General features: G+C 74.0%; 18 protein-coding genes. 10 read left to right on the top strand and 8 right to left on the bottom strand.

The annotated features are described in order from the left end of the window. Positions 1–187: 187 nt before the first annotated feature. Positions 188–2,050 carry an ABC transporter ATP-binding protein gene (locus ABZ861_RS21590; protein ID WP_361632514.1) on the top strand — a complete coding sequence of 621 codons (1,863 nt, stop codon included), beginning with the start codon at positions 188–190 and terminating at the stop codon, positions 2,048–2,050. 121 nt (positions 2,051–2,171) lie between these two features. Here the strand turns inward: ABZ861_RS21590 and ABZ861_RS21585 are convergent, their stop codons facing one another. Continuing rightward, positions 2,172–3,200 carry a DUF4407 domain-containing protein gene (locus tag ABZ861_RS21585; protein WP_361632435.1) on the bottom strand — a complete coding sequence of 343 codons (1,029 nt, stop codon included), beginning with the start codon at positions 3,198–3,200 and terminating at the stop codon, positions 2,172–2,174. Continuing rightward, a complete protein-coding gene (locus ABZ861_RS21580) occupies positions 3,197–3,625 on the bottom strand; it encodes a hypothetical protein (protein ID WP_361632433.1) in 429 nt (142 codons plus the stop codon). The genes ABZ861_RS21585 and ABZ861_RS21580 overlap by 4 nt, the downstream gene beginning before the upstream one ends. Positions 3,626–4,050: 425 nt before the next feature. Here ABZ861_RS21580 and ABZ861_RS21575 point away from each other — a divergent pair, with 425 nt between their 5' ends. Next, positions 4,051–5,952 carry an FAD/NAD(P)-binding protein gene (locus ABZ861_RS21575; RefSeq protein WP_361632431.1) on the top strand — a complete coding sequence of 634 codons (1,902 nt, stop codon included), beginning with the start codon at positions 4,051–4,053 and terminating at the stop codon, positions 5,950–5,952. Further along, the gene (locus tag ABZ861_RS21570; RefSeq protein ID WP_361632429.1) at positions 5,953–7,203 is read left to right on the top strand and encodes a putative PEP-binding protein; all 1,251 of its coding nucleotides are present in this window, start codon (positions 5,953–5,955) and stop codon (positions 7,201–7,203) included. It abuts the gene before it with no gap. 390 nt (positions 7,204–7,593) lie between these two features. Here ABZ861_RS21570 and ABZ861_RS21565 read toward each other — a convergent pair whose 3' ends face one another. Continuing rightward, a complete protein-coding gene (locus ABZ861_RS21565) occupies positions 7,594–8,988 on the bottom strand; it encodes a carotenoid oxygenase family protein (protein ID WP_361632427.1) in 1,395 nt (464 codons plus the stop codon). A 78-nt stretch (positions 8,989–9,066) separates the two neighbouring features. On the opposite strand from ABZ861_RS21565, the gene ABZ861_RS21560 reads away from it, so the two are divergent. Then, positions 9,067–9,714, top strand: a complete 648-nt coding sequence (locus tag ABZ861_RS21560; RefSeq protein WP_361632425.1) for a TetR/AcrR family transcriptional regulator — start codon at positions 9,067–9,069, stop codon at positions 9,712–9,714. Positions 9,715–9,948: 234 nt separating this feature from the next. Next, complete coding sequence (locus ABZ861_RS21555; protein ID WP_361632423.1) at positions 9,949–10,617, top strand: dihydrofolate reductase family protein; 669 nt, start codon at positions 9,949–9,951, stop codon at positions 10,615–10,617. 149 nt (positions 10,618–10,766) lie between these two features. Here ABZ861_RS21555 and ABZ861_RS21550 read toward each other — a convergent pair whose 3' ends face one another. The 5 genes from ABZ861_RS21550 to ABZ861_RS21530 are packed head-to-tail and all read right to left on the bottom strand — an operon-like array spanning position 10,767 to position 20,769. Then, a complete protein-coding gene (locus ABZ861_RS21550; protein WP_361632421.1) occupies positions 10,767–11,360 on the bottom strand; it encodes a flavin reductase family protein in 594 nt (197 codons plus the stop codon). Positions 11,361–11,364: 4 nt separating this feature from the next. Then, entirely contained in the window at positions 11,365–11,880 is a 516-nt protein-coding gene (locus tag ABZ861_RS21545) for an acyl-CoA thioesterase (RefSeq protein ID WP_361632419.1), read from the bottom strand. Continuing rightward, the gene (locus ABZ861_RS21540; RefSeq protein ID WP_361632417.1) at positions 11,877–17,780 is read right to left on the bottom strand and encodes a type I polyketide synthase; all 5,904 of its coding nucleotides are present in this window, start codon (positions 17,778–17,780) and stop codon (positions 11,877–11,879) included. The genes ABZ861_RS21545 and ABZ861_RS21540 overlap by 4 nt, the downstream gene beginning before the upstream one ends. Then, positions 17,777–18,796: a hypothetical protein gene (locus ABZ861_RS21535; protein ID WP_361632415.1), complete on the bottom strand. Its 1,020-nt coding sequence runs from the start codon at positions 18,794–18,796 to the stop codon at positions 17,777–17,779. Before ABZ861_RS21535 ends, ABZ861_RS21540 begins: the two co-directional genes overlap by 4 nt. Beyond that, on the bottom strand, positions 18,793–20,769 hold the full coding sequence (locus ABZ861_RS21530; RefSeq protein WP_361632414.1) for a CRTAC1 family protein: 1,977 nt from the start codon (positions 20,767–20,769) through the stop codon (positions 18,793–18,795). The genes ABZ861_RS21535 and ABZ861_RS21530 overlap by 4 nt, the downstream gene beginning before the upstream one ends. A gap of 271 nt (positions 20,770–21,040) precedes the next feature. Here ABZ861_RS21530 and ABZ861_RS21525 point away from each other — a divergent pair, with 271 nt between their 5' ends. The 5 genes from ABZ861_RS21525 (at position 21,041) to ABZ861_RS21505 (ending at position 26,630) form a co-directional block, all read left to right on the top strand. Continuing rightward, the gene (locus ABZ861_RS21525) at positions 21,041–22,264 is read left to right on the top strand and encodes an LLM class flavin-dependent oxidoreductase (RefSeq protein WP_361632412.1); all 1,224 of its coding nucleotides are present in this window, start codon (positions 21,041–21,043) and stop codon (positions 22,262–22,264) included. Positions 22,265–22,287: 23 nt separating this feature from the next. Next, the gene (locus ABZ861_RS21520; RefSeq protein ID WP_361632410.1) at positions 22,288–23,568 is read left to right on the top strand and encodes a hypothetical protein; all 1,281 of its coding nucleotides are present in this window, start codon (positions 22,288–22,290) and stop codon (positions 23,566–23,568) included. 106 nt (positions 23,569–23,674) lie between these two features. Beyond that, entirely contained in the window at positions 23,675–24,838 is a 1,164-nt protein-coding gene (locus ABZ861_RS21515; RefSeq protein WP_361632408.1) for an inositol-3-phosphate synthase, read from the top strand. After that, entirely contained in the window at positions 24,835–25,737 is a 903-nt protein-coding gene (locus tag ABZ861_RS21510) for an SCO3242 family prenyltransferase (RefSeq protein WP_361632406.1), read from the top strand. Before ABZ861_RS21515 ends, ABZ861_RS21510 begins: the two co-directional genes overlap by 4 nt. Continuing rightward, positions 25,734–26,630, top strand: a complete 897-nt coding sequence (locus ABZ861_RS21505; RefSeq protein WP_361632404.1) for a sugar phosphate isomerase/epimerase family protein — start codon at positions 25,734–25,736, stop codon at positions 26,628–26,630. Before ABZ861_RS21510 ends, ABZ861_RS21505 begins: the two co-directional genes overlap by 4 nt.

The following is a 26,630-nucleotide window of genomic DNA, read 5'->3' as shown; positions in this document are numbered from 1 at the left end:
CACGTCCGAATACGGGGTGGACAGCATGAGTGAGCCCACCGAGGCATTAGCCGAGAGCGTTCCGGGACCGCGCACCACCCCCGCGACGTCCCCCTCCGCACCGCCCGCCGGACCGTCCGCGCCCTCACCGGACGGCACATCGCCCACGCCCGCGCCGGACGGCACATCGCCCGCTCCCGAGACGCAGATGCGGTACGTCGACCTGACCGGCAGCCGCGAGGCGGCCGGCCGCTCGATCCGGATGCGCGACATGGCCCGCCGCCTGCCGCAACTGGTGCGCCGCTCGCTGGCCCTCGCCTGGCGCGTCGACCGGCGAGCGACCGTCGGCCTCCTGCTGTGCCAGACCGTCACCGGCGTGATGCAGGCCCTGGGCCTGGTCGCCATCGCCGGCGCCCTGACCGCCCTGCTGCGCAACGGAGACGTCTATCACCGGCTCCTTCAGGCGTGGCCCTCCGTCGCCCTGCTCGCCGGCGCCGCCGGCGTGCGCGCGCTCCTCGGCATCACCGTCAACTGGCTGTCCTCCCGGCTGGGCCCGCTGATGTCCCGCGAGGCCGAGCAGATGCTGCTGACCGGCTGCGCCGAGGTCGAGCTGTGCGCCTACGACGACCCCGACTTCAACCGCGACCGGGAAGCCGCCGACCGCGGCGCCCAGGTCACCGGCGACCTGATCAACGAGGGCCAGGACCTGATCGCCTCGGGCGCCGGTTTCCTCGCCGGGGCGGTCGTGCTGACCGGCGTGCACTGGGTCCTTCTCCCGCTCCTCGTCGCCGCCAGCGTGCCGCAGGCCGTGGCCCAGGTGAGCGCCGCGCGCGTCCGGTACCTGGCGAACCTCCGCAGCAACGGCGACAACCGGATGCTGTCGGTGCTGCGCTGGCACATCTACACCAAGGACGCCGCCGACCAGATCCGGGCCGGCACCATGGCCGGTTTCCTGTCCGGCCGGTATCGGCACACGGTCGCCCGGATCAACCGCGAGGACCGGGCCGCGGCCGACAAGGGCGCCCGGATGTCCCTGGTCGGCGCGGTGTGCGGGGGGCTGGGGTCGGCGGTGGTGTGGGCGGCGGTCGTGTGGCTGCTCGCGACCGGCCGTATCACCGTCGGGCATGCCGGGACGGCCGTCTTCGCCCTGCAGACGGTGGGCACGTCGGTCCGCGGTCTGGTGGCCGTGGGTGCGCGTGCCGTGCGGACCGGGCTGTACATGGACGACTGGAGCGGCTTCCTGGACAAGGCCGGGGGCTTCCGCATGCGCCGGGGTCCGCACCGCCCTGAGCCGCCGGAGACGATCGAGGTCAGGTCGGTCGCCCACCGCTACGCTGGCAAGGACCGCGACGCGCTGTCCGACGTCTCCCTCACCTTGCGCAGGGGCGAGGTCACCGCGCTGGTGGGCTTCAACGGCTCGGGCAAGTCGACGCTGTCGAAGCTGGTCAGCGGCCTCTACCTGCCCACGGGCGGGCAGGTGCTGTGGGACGGCGTCCCCACCGGCGACTGCGACCCGCAGGCGCTGTGGCAGCAGGTCGCCCTCGTGCCGCAGGACTACGCGCACTGGCCGCTGACCGTGCGCGAGAACGTGACCCAGGGACAGCCCTCCGCGCGCGGCGACGCGGCGGTCCGCGAGGCGTGCGAGGCGGCCGACGCCGACGAAGTCGTCGACAAGCTCGGCGCCGGTCTGGACACCCTCCTGGCCCGTGAGTGGCTCAACGGGGAGGAGCTCAGCGGCGGGCAGTGGCAGCGCGTCGCTCTGGCGAGGGCGTTCTTCCGCCAGGCCGGTCTGCTGGTCCTCGACGAGCCGACGGCGAACCTGGATCCCCGCGCCGAGTACCGGATCTTCCAGCGGCTGCGGACCCTCGCCCAGGACCGGGCGGTGCTGCTGGTGACCCACCGCATCGCCAACGTCGCCATCGCCGACCGCGTCGTGGTGCTCGACGACGGCAGGATCGTCCAGGAGGGCACCTACGCCCAGCTCTCTCGACAGCCGGGCCTCTTCCAGCAGTTGCTGTCCTACCAGATCACTTCCGAGCCCGGCGGCGCGATGCGCGAGACGCCCGCATGAGCGGCCCCGGCGCCGCCGCTCGAACCGCCCCCGCCGTCGCCCTCGTATGCGTGACGGCGCCGGGCCTGCATGATCCGCAAGAGGTGCGGGCACGGCGGGATCCGGAGCGGTCAGACGTCCCTCATGATGTGCGTCTGCCGGTCTCGGTCGTCGCCGTGGCCAGCCTTCGCTCCGTCTCCCGCAGCCTGGCCTTCGTCGCCTCCAGCTCCTCCTGTGCCTCTAGGAGTTGCACCGCCAGTCTGTTCAACTCCCCAGCGGCGTCGACCATGTGCGTGGACTGATGCAGCAGCTTTTCAGCACGCTCCCCACGCAGCCGCGCAAGCCGGTCGTACGGGGACTCGCCGCCGATCAGCCGGATCAGGACGGGCAGGAAGGAGGCGACGACGAAGAGGAGTTGGACGGCCCAAGCCGCCGCATGCACCGAGGGGTCACCGCTGTACAGCGCCCGGAGGGCCTCCATGGACTCGATGAAACCCAACGGGTGACGTCGCGTCATCCGGAAATCCGCGGCCTGCACACTGATGTTCGTGTCGAAGACGCGCAGAAGAAGCATCCCGCTCAGAAAGAACGCCTGGACGGACGCGAAAGAGAGCGTCAACGCGATGCGGCCGAGGTTGCGGCGCACGCCCCCAGAGGCGATCCGCGCCATGAGCCAGCAGTCCAGGCTGAAGGCGACCACCGCCCACGCCACGGAGAGGAGCGCGCGCAGCCAGCCGTTCACCCCGGACGTCACGCCCAGCCCGGCCCAGATCGCGCATCCGCCGAGTGCGGCGGTCGCCAGCACGCCCGCGCCCAGGCGCGTGAACATCGGCCGTTCCGCCGGGACCCACTTGAGCAGATCCTCGTCGACTCCCACGCTCTTCCGGAGCCAGCGCGCCGCCCTCGAGCCACGGCCGTAGGCCCGCGAGCCGCCGGCCGTGTCCCCGTACGCCTGCGAGCCGCCGGCCGTGTCCCCCTCCGCCAGCGGGCTGACCGCCACCGCACTGCGCCCAGGCTCTTCCTCGAACGACGCCAGGGGCAGGTCGACCAGCGAAGCGAGGTAGCGCCGCCAGAGCGGATGCCCCTGCCAGTCTCGCGGCGACGCCGCGTCCCGCACCCCCCGACCCGTGAGCGAACGCCAGTAACGCCCGGCGAGATCCGCGTGCCTCACAGGTTCTCCTCCTCGCTCACCAGGAGACCCCGGGCGGGGGCCGCAGCACGCTGTGGACGCGGCCGAGCCGGAGCGCCCTGCCGATCGGCGCTCTGCACGGACAGCATGTGCTGCACGGTGCGGGCGCTCGACATCTGCCGCAGCAGCGCTGGAGCGCACGCCCCGACGGTGATCGCCGCGGCGGCCCCGGTCACCTGGGCGTGGAAGACGAAGCCGCCGCCCGCTCCGAGGATCACCCGGCTCGCGGCCACCAGCGGATCGGCCACGGGATCGACGTACTTGGTGAGGGCCGGCATCTGACGGCGGCCCGCGAGCCGGGCCCGGCGGCGCGCGGACTGCCAGTCGGTCAGGTGACCGAACGACACGATCAGCTCCACCAAGAAACCGCCGACTGCGCCGTAGGCTGCCGCGATCAACCAGTCCATGTGCTTCGCTTCCAGGCGCTGACCGGATCGTGATGACGGCCCAGTATCCCAACGATAGGGGAAACCTAGGGTCGTTCTGGCGGAAAGCACCGTCTCCCGCACCTCAAGCGACCGCGTCGTACGGCTGGCTGCCCGGCCTGCGTACGGCGACGGCGGCCGAGCGCGCGAGCGAGTTCGCCGACCGCACCGCGGCGCCAGCCGCCTCGGACGCCTCAACCGCCGCCTACGGTCCCGCGTCCCGCTTTTCGGTCACGTTTCCAGTCGGTCGGTCAACTTCGTGGATGCGCACTCCCGTCGCATTAGTCTGATGTGTCGTCAGCCCAGGCGGCAGACGGATCGGCGTATCGCCGACCGTGTGCGCCACGTCCGTGCGTCGGGAGGCGGCACCGCGGCGCCCGGCGCCTGTCGATCATCGGAGAGGACACATGAGTCGAACGGGCGCGCGTCCCAGAGTGCTCGTCGTCGGGGCGGGTCTGGGGGGCACCGCCACGGCGATCCGGTTGCTGTGCTTCGCCCGCCGACCGCTCGAAGTCGTGCTGCTCGAACGGCGCGCCGACTACCGGTCCGCCGGAGTCGCCTACCACCGGGACGGCAATCCGTGGGAGCACGTGTTCAACATCCAGGCGGGCCGGATGTCGTTGTTCCGGGAGGACGTGCTGGACTTCGTCCGCTGGGCCGACCGGGAGGCCGACCGCCGGGACTGGCCGCAGCCGTGGGCGGGGACGACGTTCGTCGAGCACGGTCCGGCGCCCCGGCGCATCTTCCAGGACTACCTCGCCGAGCGGCTGGCCGAGGCACGCAAGCAGGCGTATCCGGGCGTCGATCTCGTCGAGGCGGACGGCGAGGCGCTCGACGTGGAAGCAGGCTCGTCGGGCGCCGAGGTGACGGTGCGGCGGCTGTCCGCGCACGGTCTCGACGGGCTGCGGCCGGGGCCGCTGCCGGGCACGACGACGGTCAGCGCCGACCACGTCGTCCTCGCCACCGGTCTGGAACTCGCGCGCCCCGCCTTCTCCGCCGAGGTCGCCGGCCACCGGAGCTTCGTGCGCCACCCGTACTCCGCTGACGGCGTCCGCCGGCTCATGGAGTTGCCGTCCGAGGCGACCGTGGCGATCGTGGGATCCGTGCTGAGCGCGTACGACTCGGCCGGCCTGCTGCTGCGCCGGGGGCACACCGGCAGGATCCACCTGATATCCCGGTCCGGGACCGTCTTCCGGACCTACCCCGGCGGGCATGAGCACGGGGTCCTGCGACTCCCTTGCCCGGCCACGCTGTTGGCGCCCTTCCGCGACCGCGAGGACTTCCTGGCCAGGCTCAGGACGGAGTGGGACACCGCGTGCGCACAGGTCGCGCGCGAGCATCCCGACGTCAGTGCGGGGGTGATCGCGGAGCGCGTGTCCAAGGCGTGGGAGCCCTACGCCCCCGCGGTGATCGAACGCATCCCCACTCCGGAACTACGGTCGTTGCTCACGGAGTTCAGCACGGCGATCGCCGCGTTGCGGGTGGGCGCCATGGAGTACACGATGGCGGTCATCGAACGCGCGTCACGGGCGCGGGACGGATCGGTGCGGCTGGTCACCGGAAAGGTCTCGGCGGTCACCCCCGCGCCGTCCGGTCGGCTGGTCGTGTCGGTCGAGGGCCGGGAGGGGACGGCCGCCATCGAGGCCGATCTCGTGGTGTCCCCCTTCGGCAGGGAGTCGGACTACGCCAAGGTGAGGCAGCCGCTGTGGCGGAACCTCCTGCGGCGGGGTGTCGCGGCGCCGCACCGACGCACCGGGCGCGGCCTTGAAGTCGACGGCGACGGCACGCTGCTGGACGCGGCGGGCCGTCCGGTCGTGGCGCTCTCGGCGATCGGGGCGCTGCGGGAGGGCGACGAGATCGTGCGCAACGGCCGGACCGGCGCGTTCACGTTCAATCTGGCCGCCATCAAGAACCACTCCGTCGCGGTCGCGGCCCATGTGATCGAGCGCTGCGAGACCCGGGCGGACGATCTGGCGGAGGTCTCGGACGCGGAGGGCACGTGCGGGATCTACGTCAGCAAGGGGGAGGAAGCCGCCCGGCCCGGGACGGAGGAGGCTGTTGCCCTGGAGGTGCGGAGGCTGGCCGCACGCGCCCGGAGCGAACGAGAGGTGCTCGACTCCCGTCTGGACGCCTGTCTTCGCTCCCTGCCAGGCCGGCCGCCCCTTCCCGCGGACGCCGCCCGGTACGACCGTCTGCTGAGGACGGCCGTCACCAGGGCGGCGGTACGACGCCTCACCGACGTCTCGGTGACGCCGAGGGAGTTGCGGCGGCGACTGGGGCTGGCGAAGGCCGACGATCCGGAGGGCTAGGTGAACGGACGACGGATCCAGGGATTCCTCCTGGCTGGCGGCGCCGAGAACGTCCTGCGAGGGCGGTGCAACCGCACGAGGAGCCCACGCGAGGGGTCCATCCTCGTCACCCCCGCTCTGGAGGCGGGTCTCTACGACGCGATCGTGGCCTCGCGGGCGGTCGTCTGCGGTGCGGGCGGCCTCACCGGCCACATGCAGTCCCTGTGCCGCGGGCGGGGAATCCCCGTGCTCCGCGTGGACGAGGCGGACCTCGCCGCTCTGGTCGGCGAGGTCACCGTGCACCTGGAGAGCGCGTCGATCGTCATCGAGCCGGACGGCTTCACGGCGCAGGCCGGAGGCGGGACCGTGCTGGACGCTCTCGGCTCGGCGTGCGCGGTCATCGCCGACCTTCAGGACATCACCGCGATCAACTCCTGCGGTCCAGAGGCCGGGCGGGTGGAGTCGTTCTTCATCCGCGAGGAGTTCCTGTGCCTGGCGCTGGGCCTGAGCCCGCTCGACGCGCTCGCCGGCGGCCCGGACGGCATCGCCGCCTACGCGCGGGCCGTCGCGGACCGGTTGGCCCGCTTCGTGGAGGCGCTCCTGCCCGGCCAGCGGGTCGTGCTGCGGCTGCTCGATCTGCGGTCCGACCACGCGTCCGGGGTGACCGAGTCGGCACCCGTCGTGACCGAGCCGAATCCCGAGATGGGACTGCACGGCGCTCGCTGGCTGCTCGGCTCGACGGCCTACCGCGACGCCCTGCACGCCCTGCTGGCGCTCCTGCGGGAGCGGCTGGGCGACGCGGCCCGCCGGGTCGAGCTGTCGGTGCCGTTCGTCAACGACGAGGTCGAGTTCACCCGGCTCAGGGACCACCTCCGCCTGCCCCACGCGTCGCCGCTGTCCGCGTTCGTCGAGACGCCGTCCGCGGTGCACTCCGTGCCGGCGATGTGCGCCGCGGGCGCCAGCGAGTTGTTCGTCGGCCTCAAGGATCTGGTGCAGTTCTATCTCGCCGCGGACCGGGGCAATCACCTGGTGGCCGGGTCCTACAGCACCCGGCACCCGGCCGTCCTGGACGGCGTGCGCCGGGTGGTGGAGTCCGCACGCGCCGCGGGCACTCCCGTACGGGTCTTCTCGCTGGCGGCGGACCTGGCCCACTACGTGGAACGTCTCCCCGCCCCCGACGGCTACATGATGTGCACCGCCGAACTCCAGCAGATCATTCTGTCGACTGCGCGTCTGCCGCTTCCGGAGGGCCGACGCGGGGCCGGTCCCTGACTCGGGTTGGTCTGGCACGGGCCGCTCCGGCGCGCCGCGCCGCCAGGCGGGTCCGGCCACACGGGACGTCCCTCGTCTGTCGGCGCTCAGGAAGGTGGGCGCGTACGCCCTTCGGGACGGCGTCCCCCGGATCGGCGCCAGCAGTCCGTGCGGCGGAAGCCGCGGGTCCGGGCGGCGGAGACGGAGCGGTACGGGCCGCCGGGCCGCCGGGCCCGTACGGCATGGACCTGCCGCGCGGGCGGCGCACCCGCCGCGCGTCCGGGGCCGCCGGGACTGCCGGGCCGCAAGGTCAACGGCGGGTGCGCACGGCTGCCTGCGCCCCCACCCGCACCCGCACCCGCACCCGCACCCGCACCCGCACCGGAGAACGGCCTCGCGCCGCCGAAGCGGTCAGGCGCCGTCCGTCCACGTCGCGTGGAAGCCGTGCGGGACCCGGACCGGCAGGGGCACCGCGGCCGCCGGGGGGCCGGTGAAGTCGGCGGTGTCGACGACCGTCAGCTCACCGTGTCCGGTCCGCTCGTCGGCGACCATGCTCAGCAGCCAGCCGTCGCCTTCGGGCGCGTGCGGCTCGCGGGGGACGAAGACGGCCTGCCCGGCGGTCCGGCCGGGGGGCAGCCGGTGCGCGTCGGTGCGGCCGGCGGCGAGGTCGTGGCGCAGCAGGGCCGGGCCGCCCAGCAGCTCTCCGCCCGCGGGGTCGAGGGCCGTGGTGAACGCGAAGCGGTGCCGGGCGCCGCGCACCCGGTCGTCGATCACGGGGAACTCCTGGACTATGTCGCACAGTTCCTCCTCCTGGACGGTTCCGGCGGCCGCGTCCACGGTCCAGCGGACCAGGGCGGGCGGCGTCTCGCCGGGGCTGGAGGGGTACCGGTCGAAGACGCGGGGGTGGCGGACGACGTCCACGACGATGTGACGGCCCGTCTCGTAGGCGTTGACGGGATGGAAGACGAAGCACGGGGACACCTCGACCCACAGGATGTCGTCGGCGCCGCCTTCGCGCGGCAGCAGGCCGAGGCGGGCGCCGTGGCCGTCGTCCCAGACGTACGGGACGCGCGAGCCCGCCGCCGCGGCGGCGGGGCTGAACACCACCGGGAGGTCGTAGACCAGGGCGTAGTGCTCGGTCAGGGAGAACGCGTGCAGCATCACCGGCTGCTTGAGCGGCACCGGGACCGAGCGGCGCACCCGTCCGTCGACGTCGACCACGAGGTAGGCGGCGTACGGCGGTTCCGGGGTCATGGTGATCGCGTGGAGTTCGCCGGTGACGGGGTCGTGCTGCGGGTGCGCCGCGAAGCCGCCGCGCAGCGTGCCGTCGAAGTCCACCCGGGCGACGGTGTCGAGGGCGGCGTCGATCTCCAGGGGGCGTGGGCCGCCGTCGCCGAGGGCGAGGGTCCGGCCGGCGTGCCGGACGATGTTGGCGTTGGCGTTGTCGTTCGGGCCGTGCCGGGGGCCGGGGGCGGGCAGTTCGCCGAGGATGCGGGCGGCCCGGTCGGTGCGCAGCCACCGGTTGCGGTACTCCTCGCACCGGCCCTCGCGCAGGCGCAGCGCGTGCACCATGCCGTCCCCGGCGAAGAAGTGCTCGTCCCGGGGGCGCCCGGTCCACGGCGGCGCATCGGCCGCCGGACGCCGGGTCGGCGGTTGCGGGAGGCGGTTGGGGCCGATGAGGAGGAACGTGCCGTCCAGCTCGGGCGGGAGCGCGCCGCGCACGGGGGGCGCGAGGACGACTGTCTCGCGGGTGACCGGGGATCCGGCGGAGAGGGTGGCCGACGCGCATTTCGGTGCGATCATCATGTCCGCCTCATGAAGCGTATCAATGTTATGTAACATCGTTTCCCTACAGGGTGACGGACGACCGAAGGGACGTCAAGGGTGAGCCCACGTCAGGCGAATCCCCGGCTCCGGGACGATCTCGTGGAGGCCGCCGCGCGGCTGCTGGCCGAGGAGGGGCCGCAGGCGCTGACCACCCGTCGGCTCGCCTCGGCGGTGGGCTCCTCGACCACCGCCGTCTACACCCACTTCGGCGGCATGGACGATCTCGTCCGGGCGATGGTCCACGAGGGCTTCGCCCTGCTCGACCGGCGGATGAGCGCGGTCAGCCCGAGCGGCGACCCGGTGACCGACGTCGCGGCGCTGGGACTCGCTTACCACGGCAACGCGCTGGAGCACCGCCATCTGTACGGGGTCATGTTCGGCGGGGCGGGACTCGGCGGGTTCAGCCTCACCGACGAGGACCGGCAGTACGGGCGTTACACCCTGGAGCCGGTGGTGCGAGCGGTGACGGCGGCCATGGCGGCGGGCCGCTTCCGCGAGGGCGACGCACGGCTGGTCGCCCATCAGATGTGGATCGCGCTGCACGGGGCGGTCACCCTGGAACTGGGCGGTTTCCTCGTCCCGCCCTACGACGCCGGGCGCTGCTTCGCCGCGCAGGTGCACGGGCTGCTGGTGGGCGCCGGCGACACTCCCTCGGAAGCCCGGCGCTCACTGGAGCGCCTTGGCGTCCCTCTCGAAACGGGATGACCGGGTGATCGGGTGATCGGATAGCCGTATCGCCGGATAGTCAGGCGGCCGAAGGGGGATGCCCCGCCCGGCAGCCGCCGCGACCGGCCGGTGCGCGGAATCACGCGAACGCCGCAGTTACCTGAGCGAGATATAGTCGTTGGTGCCGATATGGGTACTTTGAGCGATTCTTCGCCTTCGCGGCCGTCCGCGTCGGCCTCCGCCCCCGCCGGTCCGGAGAGGGCGCCGGGGCCGGTGACGGCGGCCGGAGGGGCGGGCGGGCCGCAGTTGCTGCGCGTGCAGTGCTTCAACGTGTCACGCGACGGGTTCGGCTCCGGCGAGGGCCAGAGCCTGGAGCGGCCGTTCGGCCACGCGGACCCCGGTTCCCTCTTCTCGTGGGCGGGCGCCACCGCTAGCTGGATCAACCGCACCGACCCCGGCGGCACCCGGGGACTGGACGACTACCTGACCCGCGACCACGCCCGCAACAGGGGGGCGGAGATCATGGGGCGCAACAAGTTCGGCCCGCAGCGCGGCCCGTGGAAGGACCACGAGTGGCAGGGCTGGTGGGGCGACAACCCGCCGTTCCACACCCCGGTCTTCGTGCTCACCCACTATCCGCGCCCGTCCCTGACCCTGGCCGACACCACGTTCCACTTCATCGAGGCGAAGCCGGCCGAGGCGCTGGCCCTCGCCAAGGAGGCGGCGAACGGCCAGGACGTGCGCCTCGGCGGCGGAGTCGCCACGGTCCGGGAGTTCCTCGAAGCCGACCTGGTCGACACGATGCACATCGCCGTCGCTCCCATCGATCTGGGCCGGGGCGAACAGCTCTGGAAGACTCCCGAGGAACTGGAGGACCGCTTCCACATCGAGTCGGCGCCCAGTGTCAGCGGCGTCACCCACCTGCTGTTCTGGAGGCGGTGACCCGCACGCCGCACAGCGGCCGTCCCGGCCGAGACCGCCCGCCGGGACGGGACGGGACGGGCACGACCGGGGCTGGGGGCGCCGTCGACGGCGCCCCCGGCCCCGCTCCCCCGGGTCCCCCGCTCCCCCTCCCTCCCGTCGCCCCCGGCTCAGACGGTGGAGGGCGTCAGCCCGTGGAAGCCGCCTCCGTAGAACAGCAGGGCGTCCCCGCCCGGCCCGCCGCCCGCGTCGAGCACCGCGCCCACCATGATCGAGTGGTCTCCGCCGTCGTACACGGCCCGCAGTCCGCACTCCAGCCAGGCCAGCGCGCCCGACACGATCGGCGCGCCGGTGTAACGGCCCGGCTCGACGTCGACCGCCTCGAACTCCCGCGGGCCGCGCGGCCGGGAACGGTTCGCGAACCTGCGGGCCAGCGGCTCTTGGTCCGCCGAGAGGACGGAGACCGCGAACGCCTTCTCGTCCAGCATCTGGTGATGCAGCGCGGCGGTGCGCAGCACGCACACCAGCACCAGCGGCGGGTCGAGCGAGACGGAGGCGAACGAGTTGGCCGTCATCCCCCTCGGGGTCTCCCGGCCGGCCGTCAGGACGGTGACGCCGGTCGCGAAGGACCCGAGCACGCGGCGCAGTGCGCGGCAGTCGTCCTTCAGCAGGCCCGGCGACACGTCGAGCGCGGGCGCCGTGTCGAGGCCGGGCGCCGTGTCGAGCGCGGGCGGGCGCATGCCGCCCCCAGAGCTGTCCGCCATGATGTCACTCCCCTCCCTTCGCCGCCGCGAGCTTCCCGGCGGCTCCGGCGCCCGGCCGCGCGAGCCCGTACGGCTCCAGCGCCCGGCGCAGCGCCTCGGGGACCCGGGTCGGCCGGGTGTCGTTGTTGGGCCCGCGCATGCACGCCACCCGTTGCCGGCCTCGCGCCACGAGATCCTCCGCCGCGGGGCGCCCGTCCCCGCCTTCCGCGCGGCGCAGCCGCACGTAGTCGAAGGCGAATCCGATCTGGGTCTGCGTGAGGTCCTCCAGCCGCATGCGGACGGACAGTTCGTCGAACGCGGTGATCTCGGCGAAGAACTCGCATCCCACCGAGAGCGTGAACAGCTTCAGGTCGGCCCGGATGTCGTCCAGCACCGCCGGGGCGTGCTCACGCAGGAACATCTCCCGGCAACGACCCTGCCAGCGCACGTAGTTCACGTAGTAGACGTTGCCCACCAGGTTGGTCTCCTCGAAGCCGACCAGATGGCGCAGTTCGTAGTACGGCCGTCCCGCGTCCCTCACCTCTCTCCCTCCTGTGCCAGCACCGCGAACAGCGCCGGCCGGGGCGTGCCGTGCAGCAGGGCCGGCACGGTGGCGATCCGGTCGTCGCCGTGCCGCAGCACCACCCACCGGTCCGGGGCCCCTGGGCGGCCGTCCGCCGTCAGTTCCACGCGTGCCCTGCCCGCCTTGCGCAGGCACTCGGCGGCGCCCCACACACGGCTCGCGGCGAGCGACAGCTCCTCGCCGTGCTCGGCGGCGATCAGCCGGGCGAGCGCGACGCCGCCGGCGCCCAGCAGTCCCTCCCACTCGTCCGGCGCGCGTTCCGCGACGCTCTGCACATCGCAGGCGACCGGTCGCGGCCCGGCCACGGCCAGGGTCACCCCGGCGCCGTGCGAGGCGGAGACGCAGGGGCCTCCGTCTGCCTCGGGGCGGCCGTCCGGCCGGTGCCGGAGGGTCACCGGGCGTCCGAGGGCCTGTCCGACGGCGTGGGCGGTCCGGGCGCGACGGGCGCCCGGGGCGCCGTCGGCGTCCGGGCCGTCCGGGTGGACGGCGATCCGCACCGGCTCGGCCAGCACCTCCTCGGCACGCCGCTCCAGGTAGGGGCCGAGCAGCGCGGGCTCCCACGGCCCGTAGCCGTCCAGCTTGCGCACCGCGCGCAGTTCCAGGCCCGTCCAGCGCTCGACGAGCGTGCCGCTCGCATCGCGCACGTCGAGGTCGTAGACGTATGAGTCGCCGTCGCGGGAGCGCTCGACGGCGTGCAGGACGACGCCGTCGGCGCGGGTCTCGGCGGACGGGTCGGCGAGGTGCAGGCGCTCGACGCCCACCGGGAGCAGCGTGGCGTCCGGCACGCACGCCTGGATGGAGTGCATCAGCGCGTCGCGGGTCCCCGGGTCGGCCAGCACCAGGTCGTCGGGCAGGTAGCCCGCGAACCAGGGCGCGGTCGCGGACGTGGTGACGTCCGCGACGCACTCCTTGGCGGCCAGCCGCCGGTAGCCCGTCAGGCGCTGGAAGCGGGCGCCCTGGAACAGCACCGGGCCGTACATGTCGCGCGCCGGGTCCAGCGCCGGGGCGACGCCCGCGGGCGGTGCGGACCGGTCCGGCGTCCGGGAGCGGGGCGCGTAGCGCAGGACGGCGCGGAAGTGGTCGGCGCGGAAGTCGGTCTCGCTGCTGCGGATCACCGCGCGGACGGTGTCGTGGCCGGTCGCGAGCACGGCTGTCCGGACGGTGGTCGTGCCGTCCGGGGGCACGGCCACCGGGCGCAGGAACTCGGCGTCCTCCAGGACCGGCGCCGCGTCGGCGCCCGTGCGCCCGGTGAGGGCGGCGGCTGCCTGCGCCATGGCCTCCATGCCGAGCACCGCGGGCAGCAGCAGGGCGCCGTCCAGGAGGTGGTCGGCGAGGTAGGGGTCGCTGACGGCGGACAGCTCCGCGTCGGCGACGAGTTCGACGCCCGGGTAGTGCGCCCGTACGCGTTCCACGAAGCGCAGCAGCGGCAGTTCCCGCTCCTCCAGGGCGAGGGTCGGCAGACCGCCGGCGCGGCCCATCACGACCAGGGTGTCCGGGGCGCCGGGGTCGGCCAGGACGCGGCGGAGCATGGCGACGCCCTCGTCGACGGGGATCGGCTCGATGCCCTCCCGTAGGAGAGATTCCAGCACGCCCAGCCGCGCGCCCATGCCGGTGCCCGACCACACCGACCACTCCAGCGCGACGCACCGGCAGTCCGGCAGGTCCTGACGCAGCCGTCGCACGCGCTCCGTCAGCCAGTCGTTGGCGGTGGCGTAGTCGCCCTCGCCGCGCAGTCCGGCACGGCCGATGATGCTGCCGAACGCGACGACGAGGCGCAGCTCGGCCGGGTCGACCGCGGCCAGGACCGCTTCGAGTCCGGCGACCTTGACGGCGAGGGTGCGGCGGAACGACGCCTCGTCGAGGTCGGCCAGCGCGCGGGGCTCGTTGCGGCCCGCGCCGTGCAGCACGGCGGTGACGGGTCCGAGCCGGTCGCGGATCTCCTGTACGGCGGCCTTGACGTCGCCGGGCGAGGTGACGTCGGCGCGGGCGTAGTGGAAGCGGACGCCCGCGGCGGCCATCCTGCCGAGGTTGGCCGCGAGGTCGCGGTCGGTCTCGGGGTCCCCGCGGCCGAGCAGGCCGACGGCGCAGCCGGACTCGCGGGCCAGGACGAGCGCGCATTCCGCGGTGATGCCCTTGCCGCCGCCGGTGACCGCGATCACGTCGCCGGCCGTCAGCGGCAGCGGGGCCCCGGGTTCGGTCTTCTCGGCGTCGGGCGGGGCGGCGGGCAGGACCCGCAGGACGGGGACCCGGCGCACGCCGTCGGCGCCGTAGTGCACCTCGCTGAACCCGCTGGTCGCCGCGACGTCCGCGACGATGCGGGGGATCAGCCCCTCGACGTCCCCGTTGAGCGGCGCCGTGACGACCGTGGCAGCGACGGCGGGCGCCTCCAGGTGGAGCGTCTTGGCCAGACCGGCGGCGCCGCGCCGGTCGCCGACCGCGACGAACCGGGCGGCGGGGGCGGTGGGGTGCAGGGCGGCGCGGGCCGCGGAGAGCATCAGCGCGGCGTGCTCCTCGTCGCAGTCGGCGGGCAGGCAGAGCAGCACACCGCCGCCGAGCCCGGCGTCCCGCAGGGCCGCCGCGAGCGGATCGGCCAGCGCGTGCCGGTCGGACGCGAACACAGACCAGTGCGCGTCGCGGTCCGCGGCCGCGGCGGCGCCCTCGGGGGCCGCCGGGGTCTCGGTTGCGACCAGGTCGACCGCGAACGCGCGCACCCACGGGGCCACGCCCGCCGCCGCTGCCGGGCGCCCGGCGTCGGACGGCAGCGCCGTGCCGGACAGCTCGTCCAGCAGTCCGGCCAGTTCGGCCAGTGTGGAGGTGGCGAACGCGGAGGTCGTGGCGGGGGCGTCGACGCCCAGTTCCCGGGCCGCCTCGTTCATGATCTGACCGACCGTGATCGAGCTGAGGTGGAGTTCGTCCAGCGGGTTGGTGTCCGGTGTGAGGGCGCCGGGCGGCAGCTCGGCGCGGGTCGCGGCGAGCCGCATCAGGACGTCGAGGCTGTCCTTGCCGCCGTCCGGGACCGCGCCCGACGGCGCCGCGGCGGGGTGCGCCGCCGCGACTCCGTCCGCCGCTGCGGCGCCGTCCGCCTGGGCGTCGGCGCCCGCCGCGAACGGCAGGTCGGTCACCGGGGCGGACTCGCACGGGCTGGCCAGGAAGCGGAACTGCTTGTCCAGCGGCAGCGGCCGGGTGAAGCGGTCCCGGAACAGCTCCCTGTGGCGCACCGGGGCGCCGAGCGTCCAGGCCGCCGCCACGCCGTGGAACAGCCCGGCCAGGGACGTGCCGCCGGTCTCCAGAGCGATGGCCGGCACGTCGGCCGTCTCCGCGGCGAGGCCGCTCAGCACGCGCCCGGGGCCGACCTCCAGCAGCAGGTCGCTCTCGGCGGCCACCCCGGCGACCGCCTCGGTGAACCGTACGGGCGCCAGCACCTGACGGGTCAGCAGCTCGGCCACGTCGGCGTCCCTCTCGAGCGGGCCGCCGGTGACCGTCGAGACGACCCGCCGGGTGAGCGGGCCGAACCGCTCCTCTGCGAGACGGTCGGCGAGGGCGCGCGCCGCCGGTGCGACGGCGGGGGAATGGAAGGCGTGCGAGACGTTGATCCGCTGCGCGCCGAGCCCCTGGGCCGCGGCCCGCGAGCTGACCCGGTCGACGGCCTCGGCCGGTCCGGTGACGACGGTCTGGCGCGGACTGTTGTATCCGGCGATCGACACCGGCTCGCCGTCCAGCAGCGGTGTCACCGCGGCGGGTCCGGCGGCGACGGCCGCCATGGCGCCGCCGCCCTCGCTCGCCGTCGCCATCACCCGGCCGCGCAGCGCGGCCGTGCGCAGCAGTCCCGTCTCGTCCATGGCCCCGGCCCAGTGCAGCGCCGTCAGCTCGCCCAGGCTGTGGCCGGCCGCGGACACGGCTTCGACGCCGAGCGCCTCCAACGTCCGCAGTCCGGCGGCCGAGGCCGTGACGATCCGGGGCTGGGCCGCCTCGGTCGCCGTCTGGTCGCCGTCGACCGGCAGCCCCTGGCTTCGGTACAGCTCGTCCACCGCCGCGAAGCGGGCCCGCAGGGCGCCTCCGTCGGCGCGGCTGCCGGCGCCCTGGCCGGGGAAGAGGAACCCGATGCGGGGCGGGGGCCCGTTCCTCCGGGCGCCGAGGAAGAGGCCGGCCGCCGGGTCGAGGACGGAGCGTGCGCCGCCGTCGACGCGCAGGAGCAGGTCGGCGAAGCGCTTCTCGGCCTGCTCCGGGGAGGAGGCGACGACGGCGGCGCGGACCTGGCGGCCCGCCAGGTCGGATTCGAGGGCGGCGGCGAGATCGCCCAGTTCGGCGTAGGAGAGGCGGCCGGACAGGGCCGCGAGCCGAGTCAGGCGCTCCGCCAGCGCGACGGCGTCGTCGGCGTCGACGAGCAGCAGCTCGCAGTCCTGCCGGGAACGCACCAGGCGGACGGCCGCCCGGGGCACGGCCGTGCGGCGGACGCCGTCGGCGTGCTCGACGACGATGTGCGCGTTGATCCCGCCGAAGCCCATCGAGGACACCCCGGCCCGTACGGCCGCGCCCTCGGGCCACGGTTCGGCCTGGGTGGGGATCCGCAAGGCCGGCCGTTCGCCGGTGAGCTGGGGGTGCGGGTCGCGGTTGCCGGTGGCCGGGGGGACGATCTGGTGGCGGACCACGAGCACGGCCTTCAGCAGGCCCGCGACGCCCGCCGCGGCCTTGGTGTGGCCGAAGTTGCCCTTGACCGTGGAGATGGCCGCGGGCGGGGCGTCCGGGTCGGCGGCGCGGCGGGCCTCGGAGAAGGCGCGCAGTTCGGTGGCGTCGCCGACCGCTGTCCCGGTGCCGTGGCCCTCCAGGTAGGGCACGGTGTCGATGCCGAATCCGGCGGCCCGGTAGGCGCGTTCGATGGCCAGGCGGTGGCCGCCGGCCTCGGGGCGGGTGATGCCGCCGCGGCCGTCGGAGGACCAGCCCCAGCCCGCCACCGTGGCGTAGCGGAAGCGGCCCTGCGCGGTGGCGTCCCGGTCCCGCATCAGCACCACGACGCCGCAGCCCTCGCCGGGCCAGAAGCCGTTGGAGCCCTTGTCGTAGACGCGCATCTCGCCGGTCGCCAGCGCGCCGGTCTTGGCGAAGCCGACCATCTCCAGCGGATCGATGCTGAGGTCCACGCCGCCCGCGAGGGCGACGTCCAGCTCGCCGGACGCCAGCGCGTTGCACGCGGTCGCCACGGACAGCAGCGAGGACGAGCAGGCGCCGTCCACGGTGAACCCGCCGCCGCCCAGGTCGAAGTGGTTGCAGATGCGGCCGGCGATGGTGTTGGCGAGGGCGCCCGCCAGGCTGTCCTCGTCGACGGGCGCGAAGGGGGCCTTGAAGCGCTGTTCCAGGTCGCCGAGGAACGAGGCCAGCGCGGAGTCCTCCCAGCCCTGCTCGCGCAGCGCCGTCCCGACCGTGCGGCGCACGTAGGGCCAGCGCAGGCGCATCAGGCTGGCGCGGCTGAACTCGCCGGTGAGGCTGTTGCCGATGATCGCCCCGGTGGTGGCCAAGGGCAGTCCGCTCCCGTCGGGGAACCCGGCGTCCTCCAGCGCCCGGGAGACGGTGTCCAGGGCCAGCCAGTGCGTCATGTCCGTGGCGCGGAAGGTGGAGCCCGCGATCCGGTGCTTGACCCGGTCGAACGCGAAGCCTTCCAGGACCGCGGCCTTGCGCGCGTAGTGGCGGTCCGGAGCGGCGGGGTCCGGCGAGTAGTAGTCCTCGGCGCGCAGCCGTTCGTCCGGTATGCGGCGGAAGGCGCGCCGTCCGGCGAGGACGTTCTGCCACAGCCGTTCGGGGGTGTCGGCGTCGGGATAGCGGCAGGCCATGCCGACGACGGCGATGCGCGGACGCTGCTCGCTCATGCCGTCACCGCCCCCGGGTCCTGCCGGCCGGCGCCGTGCGCGGCCGGGCTCCCGGCGTCGGCCTCCGCGGCCGCGGCCCGCTCCTTGCGTCGTGCGGTCAGGTGGGCGACCCACCAGCCCGCGCCGCGCACGGCGCACACGATCGACGTCGCGAAGAACAGGGTGTAGACGACGTTGAAGAGCATCAGCACGCCGTACGTCGTGGCCACCGACGCGCCGAACATGAACTGGTTGCGTCCCCTGGCGGGCGTGGTCCCCGGGTCGCTGATCATGTAGTTGGTGAAGAGCACGAAGGCGACTCCGCTCATCGGGCCGAGCGCCGAGAAGACGGCGACTCCCCAGACGAAGTGGCGGATCACGGCCTGGATGACGAATCCGCCGAGCCAGCCGAGGATCAGCAGCACGCGTTTGGTCAGCACGCCGTTGATGACGGTGCCGGCGGTGGCGATGATCAGGGGGATGCCCACGCGGAAGAAGGTGTTGGCGTTCTCCGTGAACTGGTAGGGCGGCGCGATGCTGAACCACGACCCGAAGCACAGGAGGGTCACCGTGATGCCCAGGTTCGACGGGTTCATGAAGTGCCGCATCCTGCCGTTGACCGGCGCTTGCAGGGCGTGTTTGCCGCCGACGCCGACGACCACGCCGAACAGGATCGGCCACAGCCGGTCGTTGCCGTAGGTGAGCATGGAGACGGCGAGCGAGGTGATGTGCGAGGGGAGCAGGAACTCGTAGACGCCCCGCGCGCCCCTGCCGAGGAAGCGGGGGGCCCGCTCCTGCGCCCAGGCGCTGACCGTCTCCAGGACGATCTCCGTGGTGTAGCCGGTGAGCACGCAGACGAGGGGCCACAGCCACGGCTGCTCGAAGCCGAGCAGGGTGTAGCCGAAGACGTTGAGCACGCTGATGGAGATCGCGAAGTTGCGCAGCGCGAGGTAGCGCGCGTCGGGTTTGCCTGCGGGGGGAGTCGCGGCGGGCTGCGCCGCCTGACCCGCCGCGGGGTTGGTGACCGTCGCGGTCATCGGCTCGTCACCTCCTGGACGTCGCCGGCGAGCATCAGGGTGTGGGCGCCGGGGTCGAGACGCAGGGTCTGCTGGTGCGGGCCGCCGTCGGCGTCGCGCCAGCGCAGGTCGAGCGTCACGGGGCCGCTGTGGCGGCCGAGGCCGAAGCGGACGTCGAAACTGCGGAAGCCTCCGTGGCCTCCGCCGCCGTCGAGCTGGGCGACCTGCACGCCGTCGGGCGTGGTCGCGCGGACGGAGGCGTCGTAGGCGGGGGAACCGGCGGCGCTCAGGCCGCCCTTGGCGCCGTGCGCGGCGGGCCGCAACAGGTGCAGGGTCAGGTGAGCGCCGAGGTCGGGCGAGGTGTTGGCGTAGAAGGCGGGCGGGCCCCACTGCCGTGCGACGGCGAAGTCGAGGCGCCCGGTCCCGGTGGTGTCGCCGGTGGCCACCGCCCGGGTGGGCGTCTTGACGGCCAGGCCGAGCCGCTCGCTGATGTTCGTGTACTTGCCGCTCGGAGTGCGGACGTAGAAGGCGAGGGCGTCGCTGCCGGCGACGTCGTCGCCGGGCTGGATGTGCGGCCACATGGCGGGGTTGGACAGCAGGTCGTCGTTGGTCATGGCCATCTCCTGCAGCCAGGGCCAGCGGTCGGTCTTCCCCTTGACGAAGCCGTCGGTCTGCACGACCGCCTGGTGGCCGTCGTTGTGGAAGTCGCCCATCTTGACGTCCCAGTCCCAGCCGGTCCACGCCATCCCGTACTCCTGGGCCTTCTGGGTGAACGGGGCCACGCCGGAGGCGAGTGCGGAGCGCATCTCCGTCTCGTCCTTCGCCTGGTTCTTCCACAGGAAGTTGGACTCCTCCAGCCCCCAGGCGGCGGTGATGTTGCTGACCACGATGTCGTACTTGCCGCTGCCGTCCAGGTCGCCGAAGTCGGCGCCCATGCCCTTGAACGAGCCGTTTCCGAGGACGAAGGACTTGGGCGTCGTGGCGGTGCGCTCGCCGGTGGCCACGGTCAGCCGGATCGTGCCGGGCGTCGAGCGGTTGTACAGCAGGTGGTCGTGGCCGAAGTCGTTGGCGACGTACAGCTCGGGCAGCGAGTCGCCGGTGAGGTCGGCGCCCGAGATCGCGAGGGTCCAGCCGGTGGCGACGTCGTACGGGATCGCCTTCTTCTCCTCCGTGTAGGAGGCGGTGGGGTCGTTCCCGCCGGTGGAGCCGGTCCAGCGCAGTACGTGGTCGCCGCCCGCGTTGCGGGAGTTGGAGAGGGAGTTGTTCATGACGACGTTGTTCAGCCCGTGCGGGTCGAGGACGTCGGAGTCCGGGAAGTAGTCGCCGATGACGATGTCCGGGTGGCCGTCGCCGTCGAGGTCGCCGACGTAGGCCGCGTCGGTGTTCCAGCGCGGGCCGTGGTACTTGCCGTCCTTCGACTCCGAGGGCAGCAGCTCGGCGGGGCGGTAGGCGTCCGGCGAGGGCGTCTTCGCGCCGGCGCGGGCCATGAACAGGATCGGGGTGCGCCCCCAGTACGTGGCCAGGATGTCGGTGGCGCCGTCGCCGTTGAAGTCGCCGAAGGTGCAGCCGGTCGGCGCCATGGTGTCGTCGACGGGCAGCGGGGCGGCGTCGAGCGAGAACGGCGTGAAGCGGTCCGCCGTCCGGGCGGTGGGGGTGTAGGTGACGACGATCCGGTTGGTCCGGGTGTCGACGACGCACATGCCGTCGGCCAGCCCGTGTCCGGTGACGTCGTTGACCGCGATGCTCGCGCCCACCGACGAGATCCAGGAACGGATCTTCTGGTAGGCCGGGTTGACGGTGCGCACGGTCTTCTTGGGCAGCGCGTCGTAGCCCGGCGGCATGGCGATGGGCATCTCCTTGAAGCGATAGCCCTTGGCGACCTCGGCCCCGTCGGCGACAGCGACCGAGGCCCGGGTGGCGAAGAACAGCGCCCCGGCGACCAGGACCGTCACCAGCCCCGGCACCAGTCTGCGGATGCGCCTGCGAAATGCCACGGTGTCCCCTCTCTCGTCTCGGCGCGTGGTCGCGGGCACTGGAGCGCATGGCCTTCCAGAACCCCTTCACCCGACCGGCCGCGCGGAGCGCGGGACGCCGGCCCCCGGGCCCTCCGGGTGACGAGTGCGCGCCGAACCATGGTGGGATTTCCGGCACCCGTCCGGTTCTTCGAAGGTGCCCGGTCCGGATTTCCGGCGTCCCGGCGTCTTCCCCGGCGGCGCGTTCTCCTGGGCAATACGGAAGATGTCGCGTCCGCACCGCCCGGATAGGTTGAGCGTCGTCCAGGACGGGCCTTACCGTGAACAGAGGGGCATCGACGGCATGAGCAGCCTGAGCGACGACTCGGACCTCGCCAAGTTCATCTACTGGGACAACCTCACGTACGCGCCGCCGGGATCACGGGACCCGGAGAAATGGGACGCGAAACTCGGGGCCCAGATCTACGAGAGTTATCTCGACCACTGCGTCGAGGCGGAGGGGCTCGGCTACTCCGGTCTCAGCATGCCGGAGCATTTCGGCCCGTCCTCTCTGGTCACTCATCCCAACATCATGCTGGCCGCGCTCGCCGCACGGACGAAGCGGGCCCGGATCGTCTCCGGCGTGAACCTCGCTCTGCTGCACCGTCCGATGCATCTGGCCGAGCAGTTCGCCATGATCGACGTGCTCTCCGGGGGCCGACTGGAGGTGGGGCTCGGCCGGCGCGGCGACCGGGCCGCCTTCGAGCACGCGGCGGACCTGGTCGACGGCACGCTCAACGAGATCGACTGCCCGGTGGCGAAGGACGATCTGACGCCGGCGACGGCGCCGTTCGCGCAGGACGTCGAGACCGCGAAGATCACCGTGTGGCCCCGTCCGGTGCAGCGGCGCGTGCCCCTGTGGGTGGCCGCGGAGACGGACGGATCCCTGGCCGCCGCGGCCCGCCGCGGCTGGAACGTGTTCACCGGGCTGAATCTGGATCCGGCCGCCGGCGGAATGTCCAAAGTCGGCGTGAACGAAATGGTCGGGCGCCTCGACCGGTATATCGAGATCGGCCGGGAGAACGGCCACGAATTATCCATGGCCAATACAGCGGCGAGCTGCTTCACCGTCGTCGCGGACACCGACCGGGAAGCCGCCGAATTGGTGCGCGACGGTTTCGCGTCACACGTCGAAGCGGCTTCCGGGCATCTCGCGCGGCTCGCCGGGGCTCATCCGGACGAAAGCTCGCTGGAAACGCTCGCCAAGGAGGGGGACACCGGCGTTCAGGGTGTTTTCGAGGCGTCGGCGGATTCCTATCTGGAGAATCCCTTCGCCCTCGTCGGGTCGGTCGAGACGGTCCGGGGCAAGCTGGACGCGCTGCTCGCGGCCGGGTTCCGGCGGTTCGTGCTGCTGTGCGGCGGCGTGGGCAACACGCACGAGATCGGCTGGCAGACGGCGAAGGCGATGGCCGAGGACGTCGCGCCCGACCTCTTCTCCGCCGCGAGGTCCGCGACGACCGTGCCGGACGCCCGCTGAGGCCGTGCTCCGAGGGGGCTTCCGTGTCTTCACCCACCGCAGTGGCCGACGGGCTGGACTTCCCGACCAGTCTGGCCTTCGACGACGACGGTCTGTACGTGGCCGAGGCGGGGCTGCCGTTCGGCGGCGCCGACCCGCGCGGACGGATCTGGCGCATGAGCACGGACGGCGCCGGCCGCCGGCTGGTCGCCGACGACCTGGCGGGGCCGGTGACCGGGCTCCTGTGGCACCAGGGCTTCCTGTACGCGTCCGAGGGCGGCGCGGGCCGCATCACCAGGATCGGTCCGGACGGACGGCGCGCCGTCGTCGTCGACGGCCTGCCCGGCCCCGGCAACTACCACGTCGACATGGCGGTGGCCGGTCCCGACGGCAAGCTGTACTTCGCTCAGGGCGCCATGTCCAACCTGGGCGTCATCGGGCTGGACTCCTACGAGCTGGGCTGGCTGGGCCGGCTCCCGCACCGGTACGACCTGCCGGGCCTGGACGTGGAGTTGACCGGCGTCAACGTCACCACCCGGGACCCGCTGTCCAGTTCACCGGACGCGCGGGCCGTCACCGGCGCGTTCGCCCCGTTCGGCGCCGCCACCCGGGCCGGCCAGCGGATCCGGGCCGAACTGCCCTGCACCGCGGCCGTCATGCGCTGCGATCTGGACGGCGGCGGCCTGGAGCTGGTGGCCTGGGGGATGCGCAACGCGTTCGGGCTCGGGTTCCTGCCCGACGGCCGCCTGATCGCGGTGGACCAGGGGGCGGACGACCGGGGCAGCCGACCGGTCGGCAACGCGCCCGACCTGCTCTTCGAAGTCCGCGAGGGCGCCTGGTACGGATGGCCGGACTTCATCGGCGGCGTCCCGGTGACCGACCCGGCGTTCAAGCCGGAGCGCGGCCCCCAGCCGACGTTCCTGCTGGCCAACCACGACGAACTGCCGCCGCCGGAGCGGTCCGTGCTGGACTTCGAGGCCCATGTCGCGGCGACGAAGTTCGCGGTCGCCCCGGCCGGTTCCCCGCTCGCCGGACAGATGGTGGTCACCCTGTTCGGCGACGAGGCTCCGATGACGCTTCCGCCGGGCGGCCCGTGCCTGGGCCGGTGCCTGCTGAGGGTCGACCCGGCCGACTGGACCACGCACGTCCTGCCCGGCGAACCGCCCCTGCACCGCCCCATCGACGTCGGGTTCGCGCCCGGCGATCCGGCGTTGTACGTCCTGGACTTCGGCGAGTTCGAGATGTCCGGCCACGGCGTCGAGGCGAAGGCCGGGAGCGGCCGCCTGCTGCGCTGGGAGGACTGGGACCGGGGCGGCGCCGACTAGCGCGGTGAACGGCGCGTCAGTCCGCCCGGCGCCGCTCGCACGGCACGGCCCGAGGCCACGACCTGTAGGACGTCGAACGCACCCGGTGGGGAAAGGAAGTCGCGCGATGCGAGGCAGAACCGGTCTATGGCTGATCGGCGGCAGGGGGTCGGTGGCCACGACGGCCGTCTGCGGTCTGGCCGCGCTCCGGGCGGGGCTGACCCCGTCCACCGGCAGCGTCAGCGAACGCCTGGATCTGGACCCGGCCACGTTCCCCGACTGGCCGGAGCTGGTGGTCGGCGGCCACGACGTCGTCCGCACCCCCCTGCGCAAACGGGCCGAGGAGCTGAGCGCCGCCGGCGTGCTGCCGCCCTGGCTTCCGCAGGCGGTGGGCGACGAACTCGACGCGGCGGACCGCGCGATCCGTCCCGGACACGATCCCGAGGACGGCGCCGTCGCGCAGATCGACGCCGTCGAGCGGCTGGCCGGGGACATCGAGGAGTTCCGGACCCGGGGCGATCTGGAACGGGTCGTGGTCGTCAACGTCTCCAGCACCGAGCCCCCGCTCCAGCCGTCTCCCGAGCACGGGGACCTCGACGCCCTCGACCGTGCCCTGCGCTCCCCCGGGCGCCGGGTCCTCCCGGCTGGCGCGCTGGCCGCCTACGCGGCCTTCCTCGCCGGCTGCCCCTTCGTCGACTTCACCCCCTCCCCCGGTCTGCGCGTCCCGGCCGTCGCCGAGCTGGCCGGACGCCGGGGGCTGCCCTACGCAGGCAGCGACGGCAAGACCGGCGAGACGCTTCTGCGCAGTGTGCTGGCGCCGATGTTCGTGGCCCGCGGACTGCGGGTGCGGTCGTGGGCGGGCACTAATCTGCTCGGCGGCGGCGACGGCGCCAACCTCGGCCGGGGCGACCGGGCGGAGAGCAAGCTGGCGTCCAAGTCCCGCGGGCTTCAGGCGCTGCTCGGCGGCACGGCCGACGCGCCGCTGCACATCGACTACGTGCCCGATCTCGGCGAGCGCAAGGTGGCCTGGGACCACGTGTCGTTCGAGGGCTTCCTCGGCGCCCGGATGAGCCTCCAGCTCACCTGGCAGGGCCACGACTCCGCGCTGGCCGCGCCGCTGGTCCTGGACCTCGCGCGTCTCACGGCCGGTGCGCACGCCGCGGGCGAGCGCGGACCGCTGGGCGCGCTCGCCTTCTTCTTCAAGGACCCGCTCGGCAGCGACGAGCACCGGCTCGCCCAGCAGGAGCAGGACCTGATCGCCTGGGCCCGGCGCACGACGGTGTCCCGGTGACCGCGCACAGGCCGGGGCGACGGCTGGGCGACTGGCTGGAACTCGTCCGCGGTCCCGCCGTCCTGACCGTGCTCGGCGACACGGTGGCCGGGGCGGCCGCCGCCGGGCGACCGCTGCGGGGGCGGCGGTCGGCGCTGCCGCTCGCCTCGGCCGCGCTGTACGGGGCGGGCATGGCCCTGAACGACTGGGCCGACCGGACGGCGGACGCCGAGGAGCGCCCCGAGCGTCCCGTCCCCTCGGGCCGGATCGCGCCGTGGGCGGCCCTGACCGCGGCCGCGGCGCTCGGCGGCGCCGGGCTCGCGCTGGCCGCGTACGCCGGGGGACGCGACGCGCTGACCGTGGCGGCGGCGCTGGCCGGGGCGATCGGGGCGTATGACACCGTGCTGAAACCGACGCGGGCGGCGCCGCTGGGCATGGCGGTCTGCCGCGGGCTCGACGTCCTGCTCGGCGCGGGCGCCGGTCGGGCGGCGTCGGCCCGGACCCCGGCGCTGGCGCTGGCCGTGCACACCTTCGGCGTGACGGCTCAGTCCCGGGGCGAGGTAAGGGGCGGGCGACGCTCCGACGCCGGGACGGCGCTGGCCGCCACCGCCGTCGCCACGGCCCTGACCTGCCTCGGTCCGACGCCCTCCCGACGGCATCGGACGGGGGCCGTCGTCTGTGCCGCGGTCTACGCGGGCGCCACGGGTGCGGCTCAACTGACCGCGGCCACCGCGCGAGACGCCGGGGCCGGGCTGCTGGCGCCGGACGCCGTCCGGGCGGCCACCGTGGCCGGGATCCAGGGGATGGCGCCGCTCCAGGCCGGGCTCGCCGCCCGCTCCGGACGGCTCGCCGAGGCCGCGCTGGTGCTGAGCGCGCTGCCGCTGATCCGTCGGCTGTCCAGCGAGCGGAGTCCCACATGAGCGCCTTCGACCTGGGCTACGGCACCAACGGGTTCTCCGACCACCGGCTGCCGGACGCGCTGCGGGTCATCGCCGACCTGGGGTACACCGCGATCGGCCTCACCCTCGACCACTGCCATCTCGACCCCTTCGCACCCGGCCTGGTCCGGCGGACGGACGGCCTGGCCGCGCTGCTGGCCGCCTCGGGGCTGCGCTGCGCGGTGGAGACGGGCGCGCGCTATCTGCTCGACCCGTTCCGCAAGCACCATCCCACCCTGGTCTCGGAGTCGGCCCGGCCGCGGACCGACTTCCTCCTGCGCGCCGTCCGGGTGGCCGAGGCGCTCGGCGCCACCTGCGTGTCCTTCTGGTCCGGCGTGGGCGAACCGGGCGTGTCCGGCCGGACCAACCGCGACCGGATCGCCGCCCATCTGGACCCGGTGCTGGCTGAGGCGGGACGGCGCGGCGTCCGGCTCGCCCTGGAGCCCGAGCCCGGCATGGCGGTCCAGCGTCTCGGCGAGGCGCTCGCCCTGCGCCGTTTCCTCGGGGCGCCCGAGCCGCTGGGCGTCACCCTGGACGTGGGGCACTGCGTCGCCGTGGAGCCGGTCGACGCCGCGCAGTGCGTGCGCCGGGCCGGGGGGCTGCTGTTCAACGTGCAGCTCGACGACATGCTGCCGGGGGTGCACGAGCACCTGGAGTTCGGGCAGGGCGCGCTCGACCTGCCCGGCACGCTGGCCGCGCTCGACGAGAGCGGATACCGCGGCGTCGCCGCCGTGGAACTGCCGCGGCACAGCCACGCGGCGCCGCGGACCGCCGCGAAGGCTCTGGCGGCGCTGCACGCCGCCCGGCGAGTCCCGTCAGGCCGGGCGGCCTCGCCCGGCGGCACGCCCGCGCCGGCCGTGAGGGGGGACAGCTAG

Source organism: Streptomyces sp. NPDC046985 (assembly GCF_040644415.1).
Lineage (GTDB): Bacteria > Actinomycetota > Actinomycetes > Streptomycetales > Streptomycetaceae > Streptomyces.
Note: the sequence above shows the minus strand (reverse complement) of the source record. Positions and strands in the feature narration are given on the sequence as shown.